We start from the raw sequence: 22,263 nt of genomic DNA, 5'->3' as shown, positions 1-22,263 counted from the left end.
AAGACGTGTTCTCGATCTCGGGTCGTGGTACTGTTGTGACCGGTCGTGTTGAGCGTGGCGTGATCAACGTTGGCGACGAGATCGAAATCGTCGGCATCCGTGACACTCAGAAAACCACCTGTACCGGTGTTGAAATGTTCCGCAAGCTGCTGGACCGCGGTGAAGCGGGCGACAACATCGGCGCCCTGCTGCGCGGTATCGACCGTGACGGCGTTGAGCGTGGCCAGGTTCTGTGTAAGCCGGGTTCGGTGACACCGCACACCAAGTTCGAAGCCGAAGCCTACATCCTGACCAAGGAAGAAGGCGGTCGTCACACTCCGTTCTTTGCGAACTACCGTCCGCAGTTCTACTTCCGTACAACTGACGTGACCGGCACCGTGACCCTGGCGGCTGGCACCGAGATGGTTATGCCTGGCGACAACGTCGGCTTCACCGTCGAGCTGATCGCGCCGATCGCGATGGAAGACGGCCTGCGCTTCGCCATCCGCGAAGGCGGCCGCACCGTCGGCGCCGGCGTCGTGTCGAAAATCATCGAGTAATTCGCGCAAGCGAATGATCAGTTGGAAAGGGCGTCCCTCGGGACGCCCTTTTTCGTTTTTGCCTAAGTGAACAGTAATGCTAACTTCTTTCGTATTGAGACATTGCAATTAGAAAGAGGTCATAAGATGCACTTTTCGGCGCGTTCAATTTGTCTTGTCGCAGCAGTTGCTTTCTCATCTACTTCAGCATCGTCACAAGAAATTGCGGATAGTATCTATCTCGGAGGGCCCATCGTTACGATGGACGATACGGCTCCGTCCGCCGAAGCTGTCGCAGTCAAAGACGGGCGCATTCTTGCGGTTGGTCCGTTGTCTGACTTGTCGGCGCACCAGGGGGAAGAAACCGAAACCTATGATCTGGAAGGGCGCGCGATGCTTCCGGGTTTCGTTGATAGCCACGGGCATGTCGTCATGGGCGGTTTGCAGGCACTGTCAGCTAACCTTCTTGCGCCACCGGACGGAGATGTCATTGATATCGCCAGTCTGCAATCCACACTGACTGACTGGGCCGAAGAGAATGCGCAGGCCGTTGAACAGGTCCAAATGATCATCGGCTTCGGCTACGACAATGCTCAATTAAAGGAACTCCGTCACCCAACACGACAAGAGCTGGACATGGTGTCCGAGGACTTGCCCGTTGTCATTATTCATCAGTCCGGGCACCTAGGCGTGGCAAACTCGAAAGCGCTGGAGTTGGCAGGCATCACGGCTGCTTCGGAGGCCCCTCCGGGTGGGGTCATTCAACGCGATGAAGCCGGTGAACCAAATGGAGTTCTGGAAGAATACGCGTTCTTCTCGGTTCTCGTGCCGATGCTGGGGAATTTGGGTGAGGAAGGTCTGGCAGCATTTGCCCGAGCTGGGACCGAACTCTGGGCAAAGTTTGGATATACGACCGGACAAGAAGGTCGATCTTCAGGTGAAATCGTCGAAGTTCTCAGGAAAGTTGCCGCAGAAGAAGGGCTTCCTATCGACGTTGTAGCGTTTCCGGATGTTCTCGAGTCGAGGGAGTATATTGGAGCGAACACCTCGACGGATTATGACAACCGGGTTCGGGTAGGGGGCTGCAAATTGACAATTGACGGTTCGCCGCAGGGTTTCACGGCTTTGCGGGATCGACCCTACTATGATCCGGTTGGAAACTATGCCGCGGGGTACGCAGGGTATGCGGCCATTACGATGGAACAACTCCAGGACGCCGTGAACTGGTGTTACGAGAATGATTTCCAGATCCTTGTGCATTCCAACGGCGAAGGAGCATCTGACATGCTGATTGCTGCGCTCGAAGAGGCGCAGATCAAGTATGGCGACGCTGGCAACCGCCCCGTTCTGGTTCACGGTCAGTTCCTACGAGAGGATCAGGTCGCCAGTTTTAAACGCCTTGGTGTGTTTCCTTCGCTATTCCCGATGCATACGTTTTACTGGGGTGATTGGCACCGAGATCATACTGTTGGGCCGGTCAATGCAGACAATATCTCTCCGACAGGATGGCTACGCGAACGTGACATGATGTTCGGCACGCATCACGATGCGCCGGTGGCCTTTCCAGACAGCATGCGTGTTCTTGCGGCTACGGTCACGCGTCGCACGCGCTCCGGAGATATCTTGGGACCGCATCAGCGGGTAGATGTCATGACCGCCTTGAAGGCCATGACTATTTGGCCCGCATGGCAGCACTTCGAAGAAGAAGAGAAGGGGTCCATCGAAGTTGGAAAGGTTGCGGATTTCGTGATCTTGTCAAACGATCCCACCTCAGTCGATCCAGAGACTCTAGCCGAGCTCAAAGTACTTGTAACCGTGAAGGGCGACGAGGTTGTCTATGAGGCTGAAGAAGGTGTCAGAGAAGGAATTTTGCGTTTTTCGCCATTTTCCAGTGACCCAGTCGTTGCGCATCTCTTTCTGCACGCGGTTTACCAGGGAATGAAGGTCGAAGATCCATGGCTAAACAATGGCGTTTCCGGAGGTGAATAAGAGTGCTTTCTTTGCTGCGTTTGCCTCTTGCCAAAATGCTCAGGTACCTATAGTACGCGCGAGTTCTCTATTGGAACATCAAGGCGGGGTGATTCCCGCCTTTTGGGTTCGATGAGGGTTGGCGATGCGCGTCTGTCCTCCTCTCAACCTCAACGCCTGATAAAAGGCTGTATCTATGCAAAGCCAAAATATCCGTATTCGGCTGAAGGCATTTGACTATCGCGTTCTGGATGCCAGCACGCAAGAGATCGTCAACACTGCCAAGCGGACCGGCGCGAACGTGCGCGGCCCGATCCCGCTGCCGAACAAGATCGAGAAGTTCACGGTTCTCCGTGGCCCTCACGTTGACAAGAAATCCCGCGACCAGTTCGAGATCCGCACCCACAAGCGTCTCTTGGACATCGTTGATCCGACCCCCCAGACCGTTGACGCGCTGATGAAGCTCGACCTCGCTGCTGGTGTGGACGTCGAGATCAAGCTGCAGTCGTAAGATCGGAGGGTATAAATTATGCGCTCTGGTATTATCGCAAAAAAAGTTGGCATGACCCGCCTGTTCATGGAAGACGGCAAGCAGATCCCTGTGACCGTTCTTCACCTGGACAACCTGCAGGTTGTTGCACAGCGCACCGCTGACAAAGACGGCTACACCGCCGTTCAGCTGGGCGCCGGTGCTGCCAAGGCAAAACGCACCTCGAAAGCCATGCGCGGTCACTATGCCGCTGCAAAGGTTGAGCCCAAACGTAAGCTGGCCGAGTTCCGTGTCTCCGAAGATGGCCTGATCGATGTAGGTGCCGAGATTTCGGCAGAACACTTCCTGGAAGGTCAGAAAGTTGACGTTTCGGGTACCTCGATCGGTAAAGGCTTTGCCGGTGCGATGAAGCGTTGGAACTTTGGTGGTCTGCGCGCCTCGCACGGTGTTTCGATCAGCCACCGTTCGCACGGTTCGACCGGTCAGTGTCAGGACCCGGGCAAGGTGTTCAAAGGCAAGAAGATGGCCGGTCACATGGGTGCTGCCCGTGTTACCACCCAGAACCTGGAAGTTGTCAAAACCGACGCCGACCGGAACCTGGTCTTCATCAAAGGCGCCGTTCCCGGACCGAAATCGGGCTGGGTCACCGTCAAGGACGCCGTCAAGAAGAAAGCACCTGAAGGTCTGCCGTTCCCGGCAGCCGTAAAAGGTGCCGCAACTGAAGCACCTGCGGAAGAAGCTCCCGCGGAAGGTGGTGAAGCATGAAACTTGATGTAATCAAACTGGACGGCGGCAAAGCCGGCAACATCGAGCTGGATGCAGACCTGTTCGGCCTCGAGCCGCGTGCGGACATCCTGCACCGTGTGGTCCGTTGGCAGCGCAACAACGCGCAAGCCGGCACCCACAAGGTGAAGACTCGTTCGGAAACCAGCTACTCGACCAAGAAGATCTATCGCCAGAAAGGCACCGGTGGCGCACGCCATGGTGACCGTAACGCGCCGATCTTCCGTGGTGGTGGTATCTACAAAGGCCCCGTGGTTCGTTCGCATGGTCACGACCTGCCCAAGAAGTTCCGCAAGCTTGGCCTGCGCCACGCTCTGTCGGCAAAAGCCAAGGCAGGTGAACTGGTCGTAATCGAAAACGCCGAAGCCGAAGGCAAGACCGCTGCTCTGGCCAAACAGGTTGCAAACCTGGGCTGGAAACGCGCTCTGGTCATCGACGGCGCGACCGTGAACGAAGGGTTCCTGAAAGCGTCCAAGAACATCGAAGGTCTGGATATCCTGCCGTCGATGGGCGCAAACGTCTATGACATCCTCAAGCGTGACACCCTGGTGCTCACCAAAGCGGCTGTCGAAGCACTGGAGGCTCGTCTGAAATGAGCGCGAAGGCAGAACACTACGACGTGATCCGCAAGCCGGTCATCACCGAAAAGTCGACCATGGCGTCCGAAAACGGCGCGGTTGTCTTTGAAGTGGCGATCGACAGCAACAAGCCGCAAATCAAAGAGGCCGTTGAGGCTCTGTTTGGTGTGAAGGTCAAAGCGGTGAACACCACCGTAACCAAAGGCAAGGTCAAGCGGTTCCGCGGCCAGCTGGGCCGTCGCAAAGACGTCAAAAAAGCATATGTGACCCTGGAAGAGGGTAACACCATCGACGTGTCCACCGGTCTCTGATCGAACCCGTCTTTGGAGAGATATGAAGGCCCCCGCGAAAGCGGGGGTTTTTTCTTTAGCAGCGACACAGAAAATTGAGCGCGGAACGATCGTGTTTTGAACAAATCGCTTGCTAAGTCGGGCCGGTAGTCTATCCGGTACCCAACAAACAAAAGATATGGCAGGCGTATGGCAAACTTTTCTCACTCGACCCGGGAAAATCCGGATGTGACCGCGGCGCGGGATTGGGTGTCTACACTTGCCAAATACCGCGAGCCGAACCAGTGGCGCAGTTCCTTTGAGCTGGGTGTCAGCATCATCCCCTTCTTTGCGCTTTGGACGCTGTCCTGGATGTCACTTTCGGTCAGCTATTGGCTGACGTTTGGGATTTCGGCCCTCAATGCAGCCTTCCTGCTGCGGCTGTTTGCGATCCAGCATGATTGCGGGCACGGGGCGTTCTTCAAAAACAGAACGGTCAGCGACTGGGTAGGACGCGCGATCGGAGTGCTGACGCTTACACCTTATGATGTCTGGCGCCGAACGCACTCGACGCATCACAACAGCTCGGGCAATCTGGACAAACGCGGCATGGGCGATGTCCATACCCTTACCGTGGCCGAGTATCAGGCGAAGACGCCAATGAACCGGTTCTGGTATCGCGTGTACCGCCACCCCATCACCCTGTTCGGGTTTGGCCCCGGCTATCTGTTCCTGTTTCAGAACCGCCTTCCACTTGGACTGACCGGCAAATTGCGGTTCTGGGTCAGCGCGATGGGCACAAACGTGGCCATTCTGGCTGCTTTGCTGGCTGTTTATAATTTTGGCGGCCTGATGCCGGTCTTGTTGATTTTCCTGCCTTCGACCCTGATTGCCGCAACCGCAGGCGTATGGCTGTTCTACGTCCAGCACCAATTCGAGGACACGCACTGGGATTCCGATAAAGACTGGCAACTGCACGAGGCCGCCCTGCACGGAAGTTCCCACTACATCTTGCCCTCGGTGTTGCAGTGGTTCAGCGCCAATATCGGCATCCACCACGTGCACCATCTGTACAGCCGGATCCCGTTCTACCGCCTGACCGAAGTGCTGCGCGATCATGATGAATTGGCAAACAGCAACCAGATGACCATCCGAGAAAGCCTCGCCAACGCGCGGCTGCACCTGTGGGATGAGAAGAGCCGTCGCCTGTTGTCCTTCGCCGAGGCTCGCGCGCTTCACGAGTAATGGGTAGGCTCTGCGGCCAGCTGGGCCGTCGGTAAAGAGCAAAAAAGCACTTGTGACCCTGGAAGTGGGGAACACACATCATTGTGTCAACCGGTCTCTGATCGAACCCGTCATTGGCGAGAGGTAAAAGCCCCCGCGATAGCAGGGTTTTTTTGTGCGCCAATGTGCGGTGCTAGCCTATGCAGGCAAACTGAGACCTTTCAGTCTGGACCGGCTTGATCCTGTTCCGCTTCGATGAATGTCCGCCATCCGTCGACCTTGCCAAAGGCGCGTAATCTTTCGTGCAGCATAGGGCCATAGATGGACCACATGCGTTTTCGTAAATCCCGTCCCTTTCCGGTAACTTTCAGAACTTTTCCACGTCTATCACTATCAGATTCAATGAACTCCAACAATCCCTCCGCCATGAGCCGTTTGCTCAGATGGGACAGGTTCGACTGTTCGAATATGGTATCCTGAGCAAGCTCATACGGACGCAACTGACCCCCGTGCCGTTCAAGTGACCAAAGCACATCGTACCATTTTAAAGGTGGAAACCCGGCATCCTTTAGCGCCGCGCCGATGTCAGACTGGATGCGCCTGGTAGCCCGATTCATTGCGACCCAGATTTCTGTCTCAAATTCTGTTGGCAGATCGTTCTTCACAACTTCGTGTTTGCCTTGTTTCTGATTGCAGTCTTGGTCTGACTTAATTAGATGAAAATTCATCTACATTCCAGTGCCCATCGGATGAAAGGAATACGAATATGACCTTTAAGTCTATGATTGCCGCCGCTGCCTTGACCGTTGTTGTAACACCGACCTTTGCGCAGACTTATAAAACCGATCAGGGGCATACCGAAGTCAGGTTTGGTTGGAGCCACGCAGGTGTCTCGAACCAGCATGGCGAGTTCACCAAAGTAGACGGTGTGCTGGACCTGAATGCCGACGATGTGGAGGCCTCGACGCTGAACGTGACGATTGACACCAACAGCCTGGCTTCAGGGTTTGGGCCTTTGGATGATCACCTTAAGTCGGCTGATTTCTTCGAGGTCGAAACCTATCCCGAGATCACATTCGTCAGCACCGAAATCAAGCGCACCGGAGATAGCACGGCAGATGTAACGGGAGACCTGACCATCCACGGCGTGACCAAGCCCGTGACCCTGAAGGCAACGCTGACCCATCAGGGCGAGCACCCGCTGGGCAGCGCCATCGAATATTACGCGGGTGATTGGGTGGCCTTTTCGGCAACGGGTGAGATCGATCATACGGAATTCGGTGTTGGACCATTCTCAACAGGGCCGATCACAATCATGATCGATACCGAGATGAAGGCAGATGGCTAAAACCAACGCCAGCCGTATTGCAAGGATCAAAAAAGAAAGATTATGCAATCTTGGATGAAGGTGTAGACACCTACCCCCAACACTGCTAAACGCTCCCAATCTTGCGGCCTCGGATTCGTTCCGGGGCTTCTGATATTTGTAACTGGGGACCTTCGGGGCCCTATACCCTTGGCACCTACGGGGGCCTATCACATAGCGGGGAAACCCCCTGCACTTGCTAAACGGAAGACAGAAAGCATGGCACTCAAGTCGTACAAGCCGACGACGCCGGGCCAGCGCGGGCTGGTGCTGATCGACCGTTCGGAGCTTTGGAAAGGACGTCCGGTCAAGTCTCTCACTGAGGGTTTGACCAAATCGGGCGGCCGGAACAACACCGGACGGATCACTTCACGCCGCCGCGGCGGTGGCGCAAAGCGTCTCTACCGGATCGTTGACTTCAAACGGAATAAATTTGATGTCGCGGCAACCGTCGAACGGATCGAATATGACCCGAACCGGACCGCATTCATCGCACTGGTAAAATACGAAGACGGTGAGCAGGCATATATCCTGGCTCCGCAGCGTCTGGCTGTTGGTGATAAAGTCGTGGCATCCGCCAAGGCTGACATCAAGCCGGGCAACGCAATGCCGTTCTCGGGCATGCCCATTGGTACCATCGTCCACAACATCGAGATGAAGCCTGGTAAAGGCGGTCAGATCGCACGTGCGGCCGGTACTTACGCTCAGTTCGTTGGTCGCGATGGCGGCTACGCTCAGATCCGTCTGAGCTCGGGCGAGCTGCGCATGGTCCGTCAGGAATGCATGGCCACCGTCGGTGCCGTGTCCAACCCTGACAACTCGAACCAGAACCTCGGTAAAGCCGGTCGTATGCGCCACAAGGGCGTTCGTCCGTCGGTTCGTGGTGTTGCAATGAACCCGATCGATCACCCGCACGGTGGTGGTGAAGGTCGTACCTCGGGTGGCCGTACACCGGTTACACCGTGGGGTAAGGACACCAAGGGTAAGCGTACCCGTAACAAGAACAAAGCGTCCCAGAAGCTGATCATCCGCTCGCGGCACGCCAAGAAGAAGGGACGTTAATTCATGTCTCGCTCTGTTTGGAAGGGTCCTTTCGTCGATGCTTACGTGCTGAAAAAAGCCGAAGCAGCGCGCGAGTCGGGCCGCAACGAAGTCATCAAGATTTGGTCGCGTCGTTCCACCATTCTGCCCCAGTTCGTGGGTCTGACCTTTGGTGTGTACAACGGCCATAAGCATATCCCCGTCAACGTCTCGGAAGACATGATCGGTCAGAAGTTCGGTGAGTATTCGCCGACTCGTACCTATTACGGTCACGCCGCAGACAAAAAAGCGAAGCGGAAGTAAGTCATGGGCAAGGAAAAGAACCCCCGCCGCGTGGCCGAAAACGAAGCAATGGCGAAAACGCGCATGCTCCGTACCAGCCCGCAGAAACTGAACTTGGTTGCGCAGATGATCCGCGGCAAGAAAGTTGAGAAGGCTCTGACCGATCTCACTTTCTCGAACAAGCGTGTCGCGCAGGACGTCAAGAAGTGCCTGCAGTCTGCAATCGCCAACGCCGAGAACAACCACAACCTGGATGTCGACGAGTTGATCGTCGCCGAAGCCTGGGTTGGCAAGAACCTGGTCATGAAGCGCGGTCGCCCGCGGGCCCGTGGCCGTTTCGGGAAAATCCTGAAGCCGTTCTCGGAGATCACCATCAAGGTGCGTCAAGTTGAGGAGCAAGCCTAATGGGTCATAAAGTCAATCCGATCGGCATGCGCCTGCAGGTCAACCGCACCTGGGACAGCCGTTGGTACGCAGATACCAAGGACTACGGTGATCTTCTGTTGGAAGATCTGAAAATCCGCGAGTTCATCAACAAAGAGTGCAAGCAGGCCGGTGTTGCCCGTGTGATCATCGAACGTCCGCACAAAAAGTGCCGCGTTACGATCCACACCGCACGTCCGGGTGTCATCATCGGCAAGAAAGGCGCGGACATTGAAGTTCTGCGTAAGAAAATCGCGCTGATGACCGACAGCGAACTGCACCTGAACATCGTCGAAGTGCGCAAGCCCGAGCTTGACGCGCAGCTGGTTGCCGAGTCCATCGCTCAGCAGCTGGAGCGCCGCGTCTCGTTCCGCCGCGCGATGAAGCGGTCGGTTCAGAACGCCATGCGTATGGGCGCCCTGGGCATCCGGGTGAACGTCGCTGGTCGTCTGGGCGGCGCTGAAATCGCACGGACCGAGTGGTATCGCGAAGGCCGCGTGCCTCTGCACACCCTGCGCGCCGACATCGATTACGCACATGCCGAAGCGATGACCCCCTACGGGATCATCGGGATCAAGGTCTGGATCTTCAAAGGTGAGATCATGGAGCACGATCCGCAGGCACGTGACCGTAAAGCACAGGAACTCCAGGACGGCCCTGCACCTCGTGGTGCTGGTGGCGGTCGTCGCTAAGGAGGGAAAGATATGCTTCAACCAAAGCGTACTAAATTCCGCAAGATGCACAAAGGCCGGATCAAGGGTCTCGCCAAAGGCGGCTCTGATCTGAACTTTGGCACCTACGGCCTGAAAGCTCTTGAGCCTGAGCGTGTAACCGCACGCCAGATCGAAGCTGCACGTCGTGCCATGACGCGTCACATGAAGCGTCAGGGTCGTGTCTGGATCCGCATCTTCCCCGACACTCCGGTTACTGCAAAGCCGATCGAAGTTCGTATGGGTAAAGGTAAAGGTTCGGTCGACCGCTGGGCATGCAAGGTCAAGCCTGGCCGCGTGATGTTCGAGATCGACGGCGTCAATGACGACATCGCCCGCGAGGCCCTGCGCCTGGCTGCGATGAAGCTGCCGATCAAGACCCGCGTTGTGATCCGCGAAGACTGGTAAGCGATCCGGGGGCAACTCCGCTCGTGACAAAATCGACCCCCGTCGGGACACCGGCGGGGGATTTCTTTTGGCTCGACCGCTTTTGATGATGCAGGTCGCGAAAAAAGTCGACCTCAACCCGCGAGGCCCTTAGGCTGCCCAATAGGAATGAGGGGGGCATATGGTGCAGCTACGCAAAAAGGTGTTCATCAAAGAAGTCATAACCACCGACCAGCTGGGCCAGCCATGTGAGCCGATCAGTCGGGTTGCCGCGTTAGCGGTGATACAGAACCCTCTGGCCGGACGCTTCTCGGATGATCTTTCCGAGCTGTTTGAGATCGGAGCCCTTCTGGGCCATGATCTTGCGGCTGATGCGCTCTCGCAAATGGACGGTGCGCCGGTGTCATATGGCAAGGCAGCGATCGTCGGCATGAACGGCGACCTCGAGCAAGGCGGGGCGGTGATCCACCCCAAGCTCGGCGCACCCATGCGCGCGGCGGTCGGCGGTGGTGAGGCGGTGATCCCCTCGAACGCCAAGCTGGGCGCGCCGGGTTGCGCGATTGATCTGCCGCTGGGGCATAAGGACAATCCGTGGTCGTTCGATCATTTCGACACGATGACGCTAAACGTTCCAGACGCGCCGAAACCGGATGAGATCGTGCTGTGCCTCGCCTATGCCGATGGCGGTCGCCCGATCCCGCGCTGTGGCAAAGGGCCCATCAAAAGCTAAGCGTCTGGTCTTGCCGAAAGGGCTGGGGTATTCCCGGCCCATGGCACAGATTGAATCACTCTTCGTTACCCGTCTCTACCGCGCGTCCCTGTCCGAGTTCGATCCCAAGATCGACGCTGAGGAACTGGAAAGCTCTTGCCTTGTCATCGCCGAAGATGATGAGGCCGGGCAGGAATGGTGCGAGGAAAACGGCTATCCCGGTTACACCAGTTATGCCTCGCTGACCGATCTGCCTTGGCGCTTTCCGATCTTCGCTGATCTGGTTACGGCGCTGGATCAGCACGTCGCCGCCTTTGCCAAGGATCTGGAGTTCGATCTGGGCGAGGGAGAGCTTAAGTTGGAAGACCTCTGGATCAACATCCTGACCGAAGGCGGCATGCATTCCAGCCACTTGCACCCGCACAGCGTGATCTCGGGCACGACTTATGTGGCGATGCCTGAAGGGGCGAGTGCGTTGAAGCTCGAAGATCCGCGTTCTGGCCGTATGATGGCCGCACCGACACGGTTGAAAGGCGGGCGGCGGGATTTGCAGCCGTTCATTTACATGAAGCCTCAGGTGGGCGACGTTCTGCTATGGGAAAGCTGGCTGCGCCACGAAGTGCCGATGAACATGGCCGAGGATGAGCGGATTTCGGTGAGTTTCAATTATAAGTGGGAGTGATGGCGCAGCAATCTGTCAGAGCCCTGATCAACCACGATTCACATTGATCTGTCGATTAGCCTTGCAATGCGACCGAACATGACCCATGTGAGGCACGCTTACGTTTTTCTTTTTCGACCACTGTCTCCCGATATTCGGCGTTCAGTCTCTCGATCCAGACCGACCACGCCGCGCTGTCGCAATCCTGCGGACAGCAATTTGTTAGGAGACTACGGATATGGCCAATGGCACCGTAAAATGGTTCAACACAACTAAAGGTTTTGGCTTCATCGCACCTGAGACTGGTGGCAAAGACGTTTTTGTACACATCTCTGCTGTCGAGCGCTCGGGTCTGACCGGCCTGGCCGACGACCAGAAAGTAACATTCGACATCGAGCCCGGCCGTGACGGTCGCGAGTCGGCTGTGAACATCGCTCTGGCGTAAGTCACTCAGACTTAGACGGTTGAAGACGCGGTCTCGTGGAAACGGGGCCGCGTTTTGCGTTTCCAAGCTACATGAAACAATTCTGGACGGGGTACGAAACTTCGTTGGCAGAATCCGTCAAATCTCAATGTGAGAAACCAGAAGCCAGCTCATTTCCAATCCTGTATCCTGCGTGGATAACGGAGGTATCCAGTATGAAAGAAGCAGAGCGGGTGGTTCGCCAATTCCATGAAAGCTGGGGCATGCGAGACCCTGAACGTGGTGCACAGGTTATTTCCGATGAATGTAAATTTGAGGATGTAGCCCGTGGAGAAAGCCAAGTAGGAAAGCTTGCGTACAAAGAAGACTACGCGCGTTGGCGCAAGGCATTCCCGGATGGAGAGTGCATAATTGACAATGTTATCGTTAGTGATTGCGGTGAATGGGCCATCGTTGAATTTCACAACAAGGGTACGCACACTGGCATCCTGCACTCCAGTTTGGGAGTTTTTGAACCCACAGGTAAGCGATACGAAGTGCGTTATTGTTCTGTTATGCGGGTAAGGAACGGTATGGTCGTAGAGGGGCGCGATTATTATGACAGTGCGACGATCGTTCGACATCTGGGTCTAATGTGAGAATTGCGTGGATTTCCACGAACATACTCCCTTCAGAAACTTTCCCTTGCCACCCACCCCCTAAACCCCTATAGAGCGGCATCCTGCAATCACCCGGCTGAGTCGGGAGATTCGCATGTTTATCTTTCATCCACCAGGTCAAAGGTGACCCGTGTACGGGGCCTTCTGGTGTTTTGAGCAAAGGAAAAAGGCGATGAACGCCCAAGAACTGCGTGACAAGACCCCGGACCAGCTCCGCGAGGAACTGGCCAACCTGAAGAAAGAAAGCTTTAACCTGCGCTTTCAACAGGCAACCGGTCAGCTGGAAAACACAGCCGGCATCAAAGCGGCCCGCCGCAATGCTGCCCGTGTCAAAACCATTCTGAACGAAAAGGCCGCTGCTGCGGCATCCGAGGAGTAATCAGATGCCCAAGCGTATCCTGCAAGGCACCGTGACCAGCGACGCCAACGAACAGACCGTAACCGTATCCGTCGAGCGCCGCTTTACGCATCCGGTTCTGAAGAAAACCATCCGTAAGTCCAAGAAATACCGGGCTCACGATGAAAAGAACGCCTTCAAGGTCGGTGACTCAGTTCGCATCATCGAATGCGCACCGAAATCGAAGACGAAACGTTGGGAGGTTCTGGAGGCGTAAGCCCCCAGGACTTTTCATTTGTCGAAACCCTGGGGGATTTAACGAGACCAGCCCCCACAGGTCGGGAGAAACCACATGATCCAGATGCAGACCAATCTGGATGTCGCTGACAACTCCGGCGCACGCCGAGTTCAGTGCATCAAGGTCCTGGGTGGTTCCAAGCGTAAATACGCCTCCGTAGGCGACATAATTGTCGTCTCGGTGAAGGAAGCCATCCCGCGCGGCCGCGTAAAGAAAGGTGACGTCCGCAAGGCCGTCGTCGTACGCACCGCCAAAGAAGTCCGTCGCGAAGACGGCACCGCGATCCGTTTCGATCGCAACGCCGCCGTCATCCTGAACAACAACAACGAGCCAGTCGGTACCCGTATCTTTGGCCCCGTTGTTCGCGAACTGCGCGGCAAGAACTTCATGAAAATCATCTCGCTGGCTCCGGAGGTGCTGTAATCATGGCTGCTAAACTCCGCAAAGGCGACAAGGTCGTCGTGCTGGCTGGCAAGGACAAGGGCAAAGAGGGGACTATCACCTCGGTTGACCCGAAAGCCGGTAAAGCTGTTGTCGATGGCATCAACATCGCCATCCGCCACACCCGTCAGTCGCAAACCTCGCAAGGTGGTCGCCTGCCTCAGGCAAACCCGATCGAGCTGTCGAACCTGGCACTGCTGGACAAAAACGGCAAAGCGACCCGCGTTGGCTTCCGCATGGAAGGCGACAAGAAGGTGCGCTTCGCCAAGACCACAGGGGACGTGATCGATGCTTGATAACGCAACCTACACCCCGCGTCTGAAAGCTCAGTACGCTGATACAATCCGTGCCGCTCTGAAAGAAGAGTTCGGCTACAAGAACGATATGCAGCTGCCCAAGCTGGAAAAAATCGTTCTGAACATCGGTTGTGGTGCTGAGGCCGTCAAAGACTCGAAAAAAGCGAAAGCTGCTGTTGAAGATCTGACTGCGATTGCTGGCCAGCAGGCCGTTGCAACCAAGGCGAAGAAGTCAATCGCGGGTTTCCGCGTCCGTGAAGACATGCCGCTGGGTGCGAAAGTGACCCTGCGCGGTGACCGGATGTACGAATTCCTGGATCGTCTGATCACCATCGCGATGCCTCGCGTTCGTGACTTCCGCGGTGTGAAGCCGTCTTTCGATGGTCGTGGCAACTTTGCCATGGGCATGAAAGAGCACATCGTGTTCCCGGAAATCGACTTCGACAAGGTCGACGAGGTCTGGGGCCTGGATATCGTAATTGCCACCACAGCGAAAACCGACGCTGAAGCAAAGGCATTGTTGAAAGCGTTCAACATGCCGTTCAACGCGTAAGCGCCGGGAGGATTGAGACATGGCTAAGAAAGCAATGATCGAACGCGAAAAGAAGCGCGAACGCCTGGTGGCCAAATATGCCGCAAAGCGTGCCGAGCTGAAAGAAATCGCGAATGACGAAAGCAAGCCGATGGAAGAGCGTTTCAAAGCGCGTCTGAAACTGGCGAAACTGCCGCGCAACAGCTCGGCTACCCGTCTGCACAACCGTTGTCAGCTGACCGGTCGTCCTCACGCTTACTACCGTAAGCTGAAGGTCAGCCGTATCGCGCTGCGCGAGCTGGGTTCTGCTGGTCAGATCCCCGGCATGGTGAAATCGAGCTGGTAAGGGAGACATAGATATGAATGATCCTATCGGCGATATGCTCACCCGTATCCGCAACGCGCAAATGCGCGGCAAGTCCACCGTTTCCACCCCGGCTTCCAAGCTGCGCGGTTGGGTTCTGGACGTGCTGGCGGACGAAGGTTACATCCGTGGCTACGAAGCGACGACCGGTGAAAACGGTCATCCGGCCATCGAAATCAGCCTGAAATACTACGAAGGCACCCCTGTTATTCGCGAACTGAAGCGGGTCTCAAAACCCGGTCGTCGCGTATACATGGGCGTCAATGACATCCCGCAGGTCCGTCAGGGTCTGGGCGTGTCGATTGTCAGCACTCCGAAAGGTGTGATGTCGGACGCAAACGCTCGCTCCAACAATGTTGGCGGCGAAGTGCTCTGCACCGTCTTCTAAGGAGGTCTGTCAATGTCTCGTATTGGTAAAAAACCGGTCGAGCTGCCCAGCGGCGTTTCCGCCTCTGTGTCGGGTCAGACCATCGAAGTGAAAGGTCCGAAAGGCACCCGTAGCTTCACCGCAACCGATGACGTAACGCTGTCGGTCGAAGACAACGTTGTGCAGATCAACCCTCGTGGGATGTCCAAGCGCGCGCGCCAACAGTGGGGCATGAGCCGCACTATGGTTGCCAATCTTGTTGAAGGCGTGACAAACGGCTTCAAAAAAGAGCTGGAGATCCAGGGTGTTGGTTACCGGGCTCAGATGCAGGGCAACACCCTGAAGCTGAACCTCGGTTACAGCCACGATGTTGATTTCACTGCTCCGGAAGGTGTCACCATCACCGCGCCGAAGCAGACCGAGATCGTTGTGGAAGGTATCGACCAGCAGCTGGTGGGCGAAGTCGCGGCCAAAATCCGCGAATGGCGCCGTCCCGAGCCGTACAAAGGCAAGGGCATCCGCTACAAGGGCGAGTTCATCTTCCGCAAGGAAGGCAAGAAGAAGTAAGGACGCAAACAATGGCAAACAGCAAAAGAACCCTGTTTCTGAAGCGCCGCCTGCGCGTTCGGAACAAACTTCGCAAGGTCAACGCGGGTCGTCCGCGTCTGTCCGTACACCGTTCGAACAAGAACATCTCTGTTCAGCTGATCGACGACGTGCGTGGCGTGACCCTGGCCTCAGCCTCGACCCTGGAAAAAGATCTGGGTGTTGTCGGCAAGAACAACGTCGAAGCGGCGACCAAAGTCGGCGCGGCCATCGCAGAGCGTGCCAAGAAGGCAGGCGTCGAAGAGGCCTATTTCGATCGTGGTGGCTTCCTGTTCCATGGCAAGGTGAAGGCAGTTGCCGACGCCGCGCGTGAAGGTGGTCTGAAGATCTAAGACCTGCGGGCGGGTTTCGATCCGCCCCGATGATCCGGGGGCCTCGGCAATAGTCGGGGCTCACTTGGATTGAAGAAAACGGCGCCGTAAGCGCCACATGAGAAAAGGGATGCCAAATGGCAGAACGTGAAAACCGTCGGGGCCGTGGCCGCGACCGTGAAGAAGCACCGGAATTTGCAGATCGTCTGGTCGCAATCAACCGCGTGTCGAAAACCGTAAAAGGTGGTAAGCGCTTTGGCTTCGCCGCTCTGGTGGTTGTCGGCGATCAGAAAGGCCGTGTCGGCTTTGGTAAGGGTAAAGCGAAAGAAGTACCCGAGGCCATCCGTAAGGCGACCGAGCAAGCCAAGCGTCAGATGATCCGCGTGCAACTACGCGAAGGTCGTACTCTGCACCACGACATTGAGGGCCGTCACGGCGCTGGTAAAGTGGTCATGCGGACCGCACCTGAAGGTACCGGTATCATCGCCGGTGGTCCGATGCGTGCCGTGTTCGAAATGCTGGGCGTCAAGGACGTTGTGTCCAAGTCGCTGGGCTCGCAGAACCCGTACAACATGATCCGCGCCACCATCAACGGCCTGCAGAAAGAGCAGAGCCCGCGTTCGGTTGCCGCACGTCGTGGCAAAAAGGTTGCTGACATCCTGCCCAAGCGGGAAGAAGCACCAGCTGCTGCTGAAGCAGAAGCATAAGGAGAGCGACCCATGGCAAAAACCATCGTCGTCAAGCAGATCGGCTCCCCGATCCGCCGCCCCGCCGAACAGCGCGCAACCCTGATCGGTCTGGGCCTGAACAAAATGCACAAAACCCGCGAGCTGGAAGACACACCTTCGGTCCGCGGCATGGTCAACAAGATCCCGCATCTGGTTGAGATCATCGAAGAGCGCGGCTAAGCGCGATTTCGTTGTAGAATAAGAACGCCCCCGACCGGATCGGGGGCGTTTTTTATATTCCGGCCACCTTACCATCGAACTGGTTCTGGGTTTTTCGTATCATCAATCCCACGGGTTGCGCTGAACTGGCGCAGAGACCCGTGAATCCCAAAAGTAACATTGATTTTGAAAAAATGACGCAGATTGAGCTCAAGAGCAGTAAATTTCAAAACGGGTTTGGCTATGCGGTGCTGGCCTGTATCTGCATCGTCATCACCGCGGCGTACTGGCACGCGCAGAACCTCGGCGGCGGGGATCTTTGGCGCTATGACGAGTTTTATACCCATGACCGAACCCTGGGTTTTGCGGCGTTTCAGGACTGGTTTACAGTTTACAGCCTTGGCAAACCCTCACTCGAAAAGCCGCCCCTGCAATATTGGATGTCCGCGGGCCTGATCCAGGCAGGTCTGACCGATCTGATCGCGCTGCGCATACCCTCTCTGATCTTTGCAGCCGGAGCGATGATAGCCACCGCAGCGCTCGCGTATGTTATGTTTCCGCGTCAAGTTTGGCTGATGCCGATCTCGGTGTTGCTGTTGTCCACATCCGATCAATTCTGGCAATATTCAACCTCGGCGATGCTGGATGCGGGTGCGGTTTTTTTTGTAACGCTTGGTGTATTGTCGTTGTTCTTGTCGCTCAAGAACCCACGCTATTGGCCGACATTCCCGATTACTGTTTTTCTGGCCGGTTTGCAGAAGGGTCCGACACCGTTGGGGTTTCTGCTTATCGCTCTGATTGGTGTGGCGCTGACCTCGCGGTTCCATGGGGACAAACTGCGAGACATCGCCCGGAATCGACGTTTTCAGTACTCGGTTCTCGCTGCATTTTTCCTTGGGTTCATCTGGCAGATTTTCCAGCATGCAAAATATTGGGGGCAGGATAGGCTCAGCGGGTCGATCGAGGGTGAGATGATCAACCGCTTCATCCCCGAAAACCTGGAGTTCGTGTCTAGAACCATCTCCGGTTTCGACACGCTGATCCTGTATGACGAGCCCGTGATACGGCTGGCCGGTCTAGCAGGTCTACTGATGATTCCGTTCATCTATAGGACATCGGCCTATTTCGCCATGTCCTCGATCGCGGTCCTGTTTGTTTTGATCATGATCCTTGCCCAAGACAGCGTGTATGACCGCTATACACTCACGATTTTGCCTTTGTTGTGCGTCGGCGCGGCATGGTTGATCTTCTACATCTGCCGACGCCCTGTAATCGGATGCATTGCAGCGGTTCTGATTGTTGTTGCACTGGGCGGTCCGCTGCGACCGGTCGAGGTTCTGGCGCAATCGAAGTCGCGGGACTACGGCATGCCTATCGCCGAGATCCTTGGGCAATTAAACGACAGCTTTGAATCTGGTGAGACGGCAATCTTCTGCAGGCTCGAAAATCGGAACTTCCCCCGTGGCGCGGTGCACGTTCATGCGCCCAAGGCCGGACCGGGGCAGCATATCTATCTGCGCGGAGTGGACTCGCTTTCACGCGACATGCGCAAATACAAGGGCGGGCGGATACGTGGCCTGTGTCTGAAATCTGAGATCGACCTGCTCAGTCCGCATTTCGAGGGTGTAACAACCGAACCTGTGGGCGGCGGCTTTCATATTTGGACGGCTTCCCGTTATCGCCAGGCAATTTCCGAATGATAAGGCATATCGGCCAATACATTCGGCACCTGCGCTGTTTGCCTGTGCACCATCTCTTTGCAGGCCGAGTTGCTCTCGGATCGTCTGCCCGTGGCGTGAGTACACCTAGTTAGCCCACACACCGAAGCACCGCGCACGACTAATACCGATGATGATGACGGTTACACCTCATCGGAACCATAGTTTGATTGACATCTATTCTGTGTACGCCTCGGTCAGTTCCTGCCAAGTGGATTGAGTGCGCTCCAAGGTCGCCAGACTAATAATTCACTGGGCGAACCGATAAAAAAAGAGATTTCTTGGAACTTCGATAACCTTAGGAAATCAAGCGTTTTAAGCAGAAAACTTTGATGAACACGGTTAATTGTGCACGAAAAACACTCAATGTTAATTGAATATGAACGGTGTGTTCAAATGGTGTTTAATAGCTTTGGGCCAAACTCACTCTGCAAGTCAGGGTTGAAGACGATTCGACCAATGAGCCTTTGTTGAGAAGGGACCGAGAAATGGCTGAAACTGCAAACCAAGGTGCAGTTTGTGAAGTAGCTAGTGTAAAAAGTTGTTCAACGTCAAAACTGCACGAAAAAATACTTTCTAACTCGAAGCGGCGCGTGTCGAACTTCTGGAACTGCGAGTCTGGCTCTTTCACTGTAGAGGCTATGATCTGGATTCCGATGTTCTTTTTCTTGATGATTTTCGCCTTAAATGTCTCGATGGTTTTTGTGCAGGAATCATTAATTTTGCGCGTTGTCCAAACGGTATCGAGAGAGCACTCACTGGGTCTTTACCGCGACGATGCAGAAGCAGAACTCGATTTATCGAACCAGCTCTCGCACCTAGGTGCCAATGTCACCGTTGATGTGTCAAAATCTTTCAAGATGGCGACTGCATCAGTGCAAGTTCCAGCAGTTGATCTGATGCCAATGCAGTTCTTACGCAATACATTCAGCGGAGTTGAGATCGACGTAACAAGCAACCATCTCGTGGAGTTTTGAGATGAAACTCTCTGAATATCTCGCCAGTTTTTTCCTGAGTGACGAAGACGGATCGGCCACAATTCTGTCTCTGTACTTTTGCATTATATTGGTGGTCTTGGGGGGGTTAGCGATCGATTTCCAAAAGCGCCAAGCCGATAATCAAAGGCTGCAGAACGCGGCGGATTCTTCCGCTCATGCGGCGTTGTTGGCGCGTCAGACCAAGAGTGCCACGGACGCAAGGGCAGAGGGCATTGCCGTACTGACGAAGATGTTGCCCAGAACAAATATGGATACTGCGGTAAGATCAGCCGATTTCACATTTGGAACTTGGGATTTTGATAAGCGCACTTTTGTATCATCGCCCGTCGCGACCGAAGCCGTGCACGTCTATGCGGGAATGACGCAGGACCGAGGCAATCCAACTCTGAACTTCATTTTGTCTATAATTGGTTTTGACAGCTTTGATGTGGCTAGCGAAGCAATCTATGCCATGAAGCTCAAGCCATGTTCGTATCAAGGTCTCTTGGCTCAAGGCCCCCTTACAGTTGATTCTCAGAACTTCTATGGGCCGGGCTTTTGTATGCATTCCAACCAATATGTCAGTCTGAGGTCGAATAACTATTTCACGCCGGACAACTATGATGCAAATATCATGGGTGCCAAGGTCTCGATGCCTCATGCCGAAGATCTTCGTCTTCCTGATTCAGGCTTTGCGACAAACGCAAACCTTGAACATGCACGGACCGAAGGTTGGTACGATTTTTCCTCACTTAGCCAAATTCCTACGATCATCGACGAATTGACGACAGGCACCAGTGCGTTTACGCCTTCGACCGTTACCGAAGTGGCGGAAGATACGATTTCTGTAATGGAGATACGCCCTGAAGATATCACTTCCGGAAAGGCCTACAAGCATTCATGCTCAGGTGGCACTATTACGTTCAAGTCGGGTACTTATGAGAACTTCTCGATGGTAACCGATTGCAAAATCGAGTTTTCCTCGAACGTTGTGTTGGGGGATGCAACGATTGCCACAACCAACACGTCCGCACAATCTGTCTATTCGCATTCAGCATTACAGATGGGCAAGGATGACGACTGCGCGCCGGGCGGCGAAGCCAGCATTATCAGTATGGGCGGGTTTTATGCCAACGCAAACTTTTCTTCCTATGGTGGAACAGTCTGGACAGAGGGTGACATCTATTTTCATGCCAGAGCCAAGAAGATCGAAGGCATTACCATGAAGTCTTTGGGTTCTATTACCGGCACCTCGGAAGCAGAGATGAGAGTGTGTGATACCACCCCCATTTGGGAAGAATATGCCGAGTATGGGCCGCGTCTCGTAAGATAAAGATACAAGCCCAGGAATGGATCGCAATTAGGATATTCAGTCTGGGCTCAATCACATTTCGACGGGTGCGAATTGTGTACAGTATTTTCGTAACCAAGCCCCGACATTTAAGCCCTGACATTAAGGTCGCAGAACAAAGATGGCAGCTCGCATTGTCTGTAGACGACGGCTAATGCGAACCGGTGCTGTGAGCGCAACAAATGGCAGCCAAATTGCGCAATAAGTATCAAACTCGTCCCGCCATTCAGTTTTTGCATACCGGCTAGACCAAAACGCGCGTTGTTAGCGGTATCGAGCGCGCCTATCTCCCCCTTGTCCAATGAAGGAACAAATCAAGTGACATCGGGGAATACGCCCCGACATTCGAAAGGAATAAAGATATGGCACATACAGCTACACTGACACATGGCGGCTTCAACCTGAGCACCCGTATTGCGAACTTCATCGAGCGCGTAAAAGAAAACCGCGCCCGAGCGACCGAATACAACCGCACCTATACCGAGCTTCAGCGTCTGACCAACCGCGAACTGGATGATATCGGTATTCGTCGCTGCGATATCGCGGATATCGCGCGCGAGCATGCCTACTGCGGGTAACACCCCAACCACTCACCGTTGAAGAGGCGCCAATATGGCGCCTCTTTTGGTATTGGGGATGTGATTGAACAATACTTGCAACTGAGCGTGCAACGCTGTAGAGCGCTCCGGTGGATTTCCATCCACGAGAATCAAAACCAAAAAATGCCGTGGTTGGCCCATCACGCTTCGGGGGTCACATCCGGCTAAGGAGAAGCGATATGAAACTGCACGAATTGCGCGACAACCCAGGCGCCGCACCGAAACGCACCCGCGTTGGCCGTGGTCCCGGTTCCGGCAAAGGTAAAATGGGTGGCCGTGGTATCAAAGGCCAGAAATCCCGTTCGGGTGTGGCCATCAATGGCTACGAAGGCGGCCAGATGCCGCTGTACCAGCGCCTGCCCAAGCGTGGCTTCAACAAGCCGAACCGCAAGGAATTCGCCGTTATCAATCTGGGCCTGATCCAGAAATTCGTCGACGCCGGCAAGCTGGACGCCAAAGCTGCGATCACCGAGGATGCGCTGGTTGCCTCCGGTCTGGTTCGTCGCAAGCTGGACGGTGTCCGCGTTCTGGCCAAAGGCGAGATCAGCGCCAAAGTGAACTTGGAAGTAACCGGTGCGTCGAAAGCTGCTGTTGAGGCGGTTGAGAAAGCGGGCGGCTCACTTACGGTCACAAAAGCGGCTGCGGCAGAGTAAGCGCTTGTGAGCGGGCCAAGACCCGCTTACATAG

General features: G+C 55.3%; 34 protein-coding genes. 33 read left to right on the top strand and 1 reads right to left on the bottom strand.

All coding sequences use genetic code 11. The features are described 5' to 3' along the window. From ACR0DU_RS14815 to ACR0DU_RS14785, 7 genes are all read left to right on the top strand, one after another. Positions 1–539 (top strand): EF-Tu C-terminal domain-related protein (locus ACR0DU_RS14815; protein ID WP_480875562.1); only part of this gene is annotated, 539 nt, incomplete at its 5' end. Positions 540–779: 240 nt separating this feature from the next. Beyond that, on the top strand, positions 780–2,507 hold the full coding sequence (locus ACR0DU_RS14810; protein WP_480875560.1) for an amidohydrolase: 1,728 nt from the start codon (positions 780–782) through the stop codon (positions 2,505–2,507). Positions 2,508–2,682: 175 nt separating this feature from the next. Next, positions 2,683–2,997, top strand: a complete 315-nt coding sequence (gene rpsJ, locus ACR0DU_RS14805; protein ID WP_008756422.1) for a 30S ribosomal protein S10 — start codon at positions 2,683–2,685, stop codon at positions 2,995–2,997. Positions 2,998–3,015: 18 nt separating this feature from the next. Then, positions 3,016–3,741 (top strand): 50S ribosomal protein L3, encoded by a 726-nt coding sequence (gene rplC, locus ACR0DU_RS14800; RefSeq protein ID WP_039538255.1) that lies wholly within the window; start codon positions 3,016–3,018, stop codon positions 3,739–3,741. Then, positions 3,738–4,355 carry a 50S ribosomal protein L4 gene (gene rplD / locus ACR0DU_RS14795; RefSeq protein WP_010437039.1) on the top strand — a complete coding sequence of 206 codons (618 nt, stop codon included), beginning with the start codon at positions 3,738–3,740 and terminating at the stop codon, positions 4,353–4,355. The genes rplC and rplD overlap by 4 nt, the downstream gene beginning before the upstream one ends. After that, entirely contained in the window at positions 4,352–4,648 is a 297-nt protein-coding gene (locus ACR0DU_RS14790; protein ID WP_010437040.1) for a 50S ribosomal protein L23, read from the top strand. The genes rplD and ACR0DU_RS14790 overlap by 4 nt, the downstream gene beginning before the upstream one ends. Before the next feature lie 168 nt (positions 4,649–4,816). Then, the gene (locus ACR0DU_RS14785) at positions 4,817–5,851 is read left to right on the top strand and encodes a fatty acid desaturase (RefSeq protein ID WP_480875557.1); all 1,035 of its coding nucleotides are present in this window, start codon (positions 4,817–4,819) and stop codon (positions 5,849–5,851) included. A gap of 200 nt (positions 5,852–6,051) precedes the next feature. Here ACR0DU_RS14785 and ACR0DU_RS14780 read toward each other — a convergent pair whose 3' ends face one another. Continuing rightward, complete coding sequence (locus ACR0DU_RS14780) at positions 6,052–6,447, bottom strand: MarR family winged helix-turn-helix transcriptional regulator (protein ID WP_238528742.1); 396 nt, start codon at positions 6,445–6,447, stop codon at positions 6,052–6,054. A gap of 149 nt (positions 6,448–6,596) precedes the next feature. Here ACR0DU_RS14780 and ACR0DU_RS14775 point away from each other — a divergent pair, with 149 nt between their 5' ends. The 26 genes from ACR0DU_RS14775 to rplO all read left to right on the top strand — a co-directional run bounded on the left by ACR0DU_RS14775 (position 6,597) and on the right by rplO (position 22,229). Beyond that, the gene (locus tag ACR0DU_RS14775) at positions 6,597–7,178 is read left to right on the top strand and encodes a YceI family protein (protein ID WP_480457151.1); all 582 of its coding nucleotides are present in this window, start codon (positions 6,597–6,599) and stop codon (positions 7,176–7,178) included. Positions 7,179–7,415: 237 nt separating this feature from the next. Further along, on the top strand, positions 7,416–8,258 hold the full coding sequence (gene rplB, locus ACR0DU_RS14770; protein WP_008757664.1) for a 50S ribosomal protein L2: 843 nt from the start codon (positions 7,416–7,418) through the stop codon (positions 8,256–8,258). Between the two features lie 3 nt (positions 8,259–8,261). Next, a complete protein-coding gene (gene rpsS, locus ACR0DU_RS14765) occupies positions 8,262–8,540 on the top strand; it encodes a 30S ribosomal protein S19 (RefSeq protein WP_010437056.1) in 279 nt (92 codons plus the stop codon). A 3-nt stretch (positions 8,541–8,543) separates the two neighbouring features. After that, positions 8,544–8,924: a 50S ribosomal protein L22 gene (gene rplV, locus ACR0DU_RS14760; RefSeq protein ID WP_008756532.1), complete on the top strand. Its 381-nt coding sequence runs from the start codon at positions 8,544–8,546 to the stop codon at positions 8,922–8,924. Further along, entirely contained in the window at positions 8,924–9,634 is a 711-nt protein-coding gene (gene rpsC, locus ACR0DU_RS14755) for a 30S ribosomal protein S3 (protein WP_010437060.1), read from the top strand. The genes rplV and rpsC overlap by 1 nt, the downstream gene beginning before the upstream one ends. A gap of 12 nt (positions 9,635–9,646) precedes the next feature. Next, entirely contained in the window at positions 9,647–10,060 is a 414-nt protein-coding gene (gene rplP, locus ACR0DU_RS14750; RefSeq protein WP_010437070.1) for a 50S ribosomal protein L16, read from the top strand. 160 nt (positions 10,061–10,220) lie between these two features. Then, the gene (locus ACR0DU_RS14745; protein ID WP_480875553.1) at positions 10,221–10,769 is read left to right on the top strand and encodes an amino acid synthesis family protein; all 549 of its coding nucleotides are present in this window, start codon (positions 10,221–10,223) and stop codon (positions 10,767–10,769) included. Positions 10,770–10,809: 40 nt separating this feature from the next. Next, positions 10,810–11,430, top strand: a complete 621-nt coding sequence (locus ACR0DU_RS14740) for a 2OG-Fe(II) oxygenase family protein (RefSeq protein WP_480875551.1) — start codon at positions 10,810–10,812, stop codon at positions 11,428–11,430. A gap of 217 nt (positions 11,431–11,647) precedes the next feature. Beyond that, positions 11,648–11,854 carry a cold-shock protein gene (locus ACR0DU_RS14735; protein ID WP_010437077.1) on the top strand — a complete coding sequence of 69 codons (207 nt, stop codon included), beginning with the start codon at positions 11,648–11,650 and terminating at the stop codon, positions 11,852–11,854. A 194-nt stretch (positions 11,855–12,048) separates the two neighbouring features. Further along, on the top strand, positions 12,049–12,471 hold the full coding sequence (locus ACR0DU_RS14730; RefSeq protein WP_480875549.1) for an ester cyclase: 423 nt from the start codon (positions 12,049–12,051) through the stop codon (positions 12,469–12,471). Positions 12,472–12,664: 193 nt separating this feature from the next. Further along, positions 12,665–12,871 (top strand): 50S ribosomal protein L29, encoded by a 207-nt coding sequence (rpmC, locus tag ACR0DU_RS14725; RefSeq protein ID WP_010437082.1) that lies wholly within the window; start codon positions 12,665–12,667, stop codon positions 12,869–12,871. 4 nt (positions 12,872–12,875) lie between these two features. Next, complete coding sequence (gene rpsQ, locus ACR0DU_RS14720; protein ID WP_010437084.1) at positions 12,876–13,106, top strand: 30S ribosomal protein S17; 231 nt, start codon at positions 12,876–12,878, stop codon at positions 13,104–13,106. Positions 13,107–13,181: 75 nt separating this feature from the next. Further along, complete coding sequence (gene rplN / locus ACR0DU_RS14715) at positions 13,182–13,550, top strand: 50S ribosomal protein L14 (protein WP_008757934.1); 369 nt, start codon at positions 13,182–13,184, stop codon at positions 13,548–13,550. A gap of 2 nt (positions 13,551–13,552) precedes the next feature. Further along, positions 13,553–13,864: a 50S ribosomal protein L24 gene (gene rplX / locus ACR0DU_RS14710; protein ID WP_010437096.1), complete on the top strand. Its 312-nt coding sequence runs from the start codon at positions 13,553–13,555 to the stop codon at positions 13,862–13,864. Then, complete coding sequence (rplE, locus tag ACR0DU_RS14705) at positions 13,857–14,417, top strand: 50S ribosomal protein L5 (protein WP_480875547.1); 561 nt, start codon at positions 13,857–13,859, stop codon at positions 14,415–14,417. The genes rplX and rplE overlap by 8 nt, the downstream gene beginning before the upstream one ends. Before the next feature lie 19 nt (positions 14,418–14,436). Beyond that, positions 14,437–14,742, top strand: a complete 306-nt coding sequence (rpsN, locus tag ACR0DU_RS14700) for a 30S ribosomal protein S14 (RefSeq protein ID WP_010437098.1) — start codon at positions 14,437–14,439, stop codon at positions 14,740–14,742. 13 nt (positions 14,743–14,755) lie between these two features. Continuing rightward, a complete protein-coding gene (rpsH, locus tag ACR0DU_RS14695) occupies positions 14,756–15,148 on the top strand; it encodes a 30S ribosomal protein S8 (RefSeq protein WP_010437099.1) in 393 nt (130 codons plus the stop codon). A 12-nt stretch (positions 15,149–15,160) separates the two neighbouring features. Beyond that, a complete protein-coding gene (rplF, locus tag ACR0DU_RS14690) occupies positions 15,161–15,694 on the top strand; it encodes a 50S ribosomal protein L6 (protein ID WP_319546251.1) in 534 nt (177 codons plus the stop codon). A gap of 11 nt (positions 15,695–15,705) precedes the next feature. Continuing rightward, positions 15,706–16,065, top strand: a complete 360-nt coding sequence (gene rplR / locus ACR0DU_RS14685) for a 50S ribosomal protein L18 (RefSeq protein ID WP_010437103.1) — start codon at positions 15,706–15,708, stop codon at positions 16,063–16,065. 116 nt (positions 16,066–16,181) lie between these two features. Next, positions 16,182–16,751 carry a 30S ribosomal protein S5 gene (rpsE, locus tag ACR0DU_RS14680; RefSeq protein ID WP_010437107.1) on the top strand — a complete coding sequence of 190 codons (570 nt, stop codon included), beginning with the start codon at positions 16,182–16,184 and terminating at the stop codon, positions 16,749–16,751. A 12-nt stretch (positions 16,752–16,763) separates the two neighbouring features. Then, the gene (gene rpmD, locus ACR0DU_RS14675; RefSeq protein ID WP_008757946.1) at positions 16,764–16,952 is read left to right on the top strand and encodes a 50S ribosomal protein L30; all 189 of its coding nucleotides are present in this window, start codon (positions 16,764–16,766) and stop codon (positions 16,950–16,952) included. A gap of 173 nt (positions 16,953–17,125) precedes the next feature. Continuing rightward, the gene (locus ACR0DU_RS14670; RefSeq protein WP_480875543.1) at positions 17,126–18,631 is read left to right on the top strand and encodes an ArnT family glycosyltransferase; all 1,506 of its coding nucleotides are present in this window, start codon (positions 17,126–17,128) and stop codon (positions 18,629–18,631) included. Positions 18,632–19,137: 506 nt separating this feature from the next. Beyond that, complete coding sequence (locus ACR0DU_RS14665) at positions 19,138–19,626, top strand: TadE/TadG family type IV pilus assembly protein (RefSeq protein ID WP_480875541.1); 489 nt, start codon at positions 19,138–19,140, stop codon at positions 19,624–19,626. A 1-nt stretch (position 19,627) separates the two neighbouring features. Further along, positions 19,628–20,959, top strand: coding sequence for a TadE/TadG family type IV pilus assembly protein (locus ACR0DU_RS14660; protein WP_480875538.1), 1,332 nt, complete (start codon positions 19,628–19,630; stop codon positions 20,957–20,959). 380 nt (positions 20,960–21,339) lie between these two features. Next, positions 21,340–21,555 (top strand): DUF1127 domain-containing protein, encoded by a 216-nt coding sequence (locus ACR0DU_RS14655; RefSeq protein WP_010437116.1) that lies wholly within the window; start codon positions 21,340–21,342, stop codon positions 21,553–21,555. Between the two features lie 200 nt (positions 21,556–21,755). Continuing rightward, positions 21,756–22,229, top strand: coding sequence for a 50S ribosomal protein L15 (rplO, locus tag ACR0DU_RS14650; RefSeq protein ID WP_010437119.1), 474 nt, complete (start codon positions 21,756–21,758; stop codon positions 22,227–22,229). Positions 22,230–22,263 lie beyond the last annotated feature (34 nt).

It is taken from the genome of Ruegeria sp. G2, assembly GCF_056533505.1.
Note: the sequence above shows the minus strand (reverse complement) of the source record. Positions and strands in the feature narration are given on the sequence as shown.

Bases quoted from the DNA above. Each gene is read 5' to 3' on its own strand.
- ACR0DU_RS14810 (WP_480875560.1), top strand. From the start codon at position 780: ATGGACGATACGGCTCCGTCCGCCGAAGCTGTCGCAGTCAAAGACGGG.
- rpsJ (WP_008756422.1), top strand. From the start codon at position 2,683: ATGCAAAGCCAAAATATCCGTATTCGGCTGAAGGCATTTGACTATCGC.
- rplC (WP_039538255.1), top strand. From the start codon at position 3,016: ATGCGCTCTGGTATTATCGCAAAAAAAGTTGGCATGACCCGCCTGTTC.
- rplD (WP_010437039.1), top strand. From the start codon at position 3,738: ATGAAACTTGATGTAATCAAACTGGACGGCGGCAAAGCCGGCAACATC.
- ACR0DU_RS14790 (WP_010437040.1), top strand. From the start codon at position 4,352: ATGAGCGCGAAGGCAGAACACTACGACGTGATCCGCAAGCCGGTCATC.
- ACR0DU_RS14785 (WP_480875557.1), top strand. From the start codon at position 4,817: ATGGCAAACTTTTCTCACTCGACCCGGGAAAATCCGGATGTGACCGCG.
- ACR0DU_RS14780 (WP_238528742.1), bottom strand. From the start codon at position 6,447: ATGAATCGGGCTACCAGGCGCATCCAGTCTGACATCGGCGCGGCGCTA.
- ACR0DU_RS14775 (WP_480457151.1), top strand. From the start codon at position 6,597: ATGACCTTTAAGTCTATGATTGCCGCCGCTGCCTTGACCGTTGTTGTA.
- rplB (WP_008757664.1), top strand. From the start codon at position 7,416: ATGGCACTCAAGTCGTACAAGCCGACGACGCCGGGCCAGCGCGGGCTG.
- rpsS (WP_010437056.1), top strand. From the start codon at position 8,262: ATGTCTCGCTCTGTTTGGAAGGGTCCTTTCGTCGATGCTTACGTGCTG.
- rplV (WP_008756532.1), top strand. From the start codon at position 8,544: ATGGGCAAGGAAAAGAACCCCCGCCGCGTGGCCGAAAACGAAGCAATG.
- rpsC (WP_010437060.1), top strand. From the start codon at position 8,924: ATGGGTCATAAAGTCAATCCGATCGGCATGCGCCTGCAGGTCAACCGC.
- rplP (WP_010437070.1), top strand. From the start codon at position 9,647: ATGCTTCAACCAAAGCGTACTAAATTCCGCAAGATGCACAAAGGCCGG.
- ACR0DU_RS14745 (WP_480875553.1), top strand. From the start codon at position 10,221: ATGGTGCAGCTACGCAAAAAGGTGTTCATCAAAGAAGTCATAACCACC.
- ACR0DU_RS14740 (WP_480875551.1), top strand. From the start codon at position 10,810: ATGGCACAGATTGAATCACTCTTCGTTACCCGTCTCTACCGCGCGTCC.
- ACR0DU_RS14735 (WP_010437077.1), top strand. From the start codon at position 11,648: ATGGCCAATGGCACCGTAAAATGGTTCAACACAACTAAAGGTTTTGGC.
- ACR0DU_RS14730 (WP_480875549.1), top strand. From the start codon at position 12,049: ATGAAAGAAGCAGAGCGGGTGGTTCGCCAATTCCATGAAAGCTGGGGC.
- rpmC (WP_010437082.1), top strand. From the start codon at position 12,665: ATGAACGCCCAAGAACTGCGTGACAAGACCCCGGACCAGCTCCGCGAG.
- rpsQ (WP_010437084.1), top strand. From the start codon at position 12,876: ATGCCCAAGCGTATCCTGCAAGGCACCGTGACCAGCGACGCCAACGAA.
- rplN (WP_008757934.1), top strand. From the start codon at position 13,182: ATGATCCAGATGCAGACCAATCTGGATGTCGCTGACAACTCCGGCGCA.
- rplX (WP_010437096.1), top strand. From the start codon at position 13,553: ATGGCTGCTAAACTCCGCAAAGGCGACAAGGTCGTCGTGCTGGCTGGC.
- rplE (WP_480875547.1), top strand. From the start codon at position 13,857: ATGCTTGATAACGCAACCTACACCCCGCGTCTGAAAGCTCAGTACGCT.
- rpsN (WP_010437098.1), top strand. From the start codon at position 14,437: ATGGCTAAGAAAGCAATGATCGAACGCGAAAAGAAGCGCGAACGCCTG.
- rpsH (WP_010437099.1), top strand. From the start codon at position 14,756: ATGAATGATCCTATCGGCGATATGCTCACCCGTATCCGCAACGCGCAA.
- rplF (WP_319546251.1), top strand. From the start codon at position 15,161: ATGTCTCGTATTGGTAAAAAACCGGTCGAGCTGCCCAGCGGCGTTTCC.
- rplR (WP_010437103.1), top strand. From the start codon at position 15,706: ATGGCAAACAGCAAAAGAACCCTGTTTCTGAAGCGCCGCCTGCGCGTT.
- rpsE (WP_010437107.1), top strand. From the start codon at position 16,182: ATGGCAGAACGTGAAAACCGTCGGGGCCGTGGCCGCGACCGTGAAGAA.
- rpmD (WP_008757946.1), top strand. From the start codon at position 16,764: ATGGCAAAAACCATCGTCGTCAAGCAGATCGGCTCCCCGATCCGCCGC.
- ACR0DU_RS14670 (WP_480875543.1), top strand. From the start codon at position 17,126: ATGACGCAGATTGAGCTCAAGAGCAGTAAATTTCAAAACGGGTTTGGC.
- ACR0DU_RS14665 (WP_480875541.1), top strand. From the start codon at position 19,138: ATGGCTGAAACTGCAAACCAAGGTGCAGTTTGTGAAGTAGCTAGTGTA.
- ACR0DU_RS14660 (WP_480875538.1), top strand. From the start codon at position 19,628: ATGAAACTCTCTGAATATCTCGCCAGTTTTTTCCTGAGTGACGAAGAC.
- ACR0DU_RS14655 (WP_010437116.1), top strand. From the start codon at position 21,340: ATGGCACATACAGCTACACTGACACATGGCGGCTTCAACCTGAGCACC.
- rplO (WP_010437119.1), top strand. From the start codon at position 21,756: ATGAAACTGCACGAATTGCGCGACAACCCAGGCGCCGCACCGAAACGC.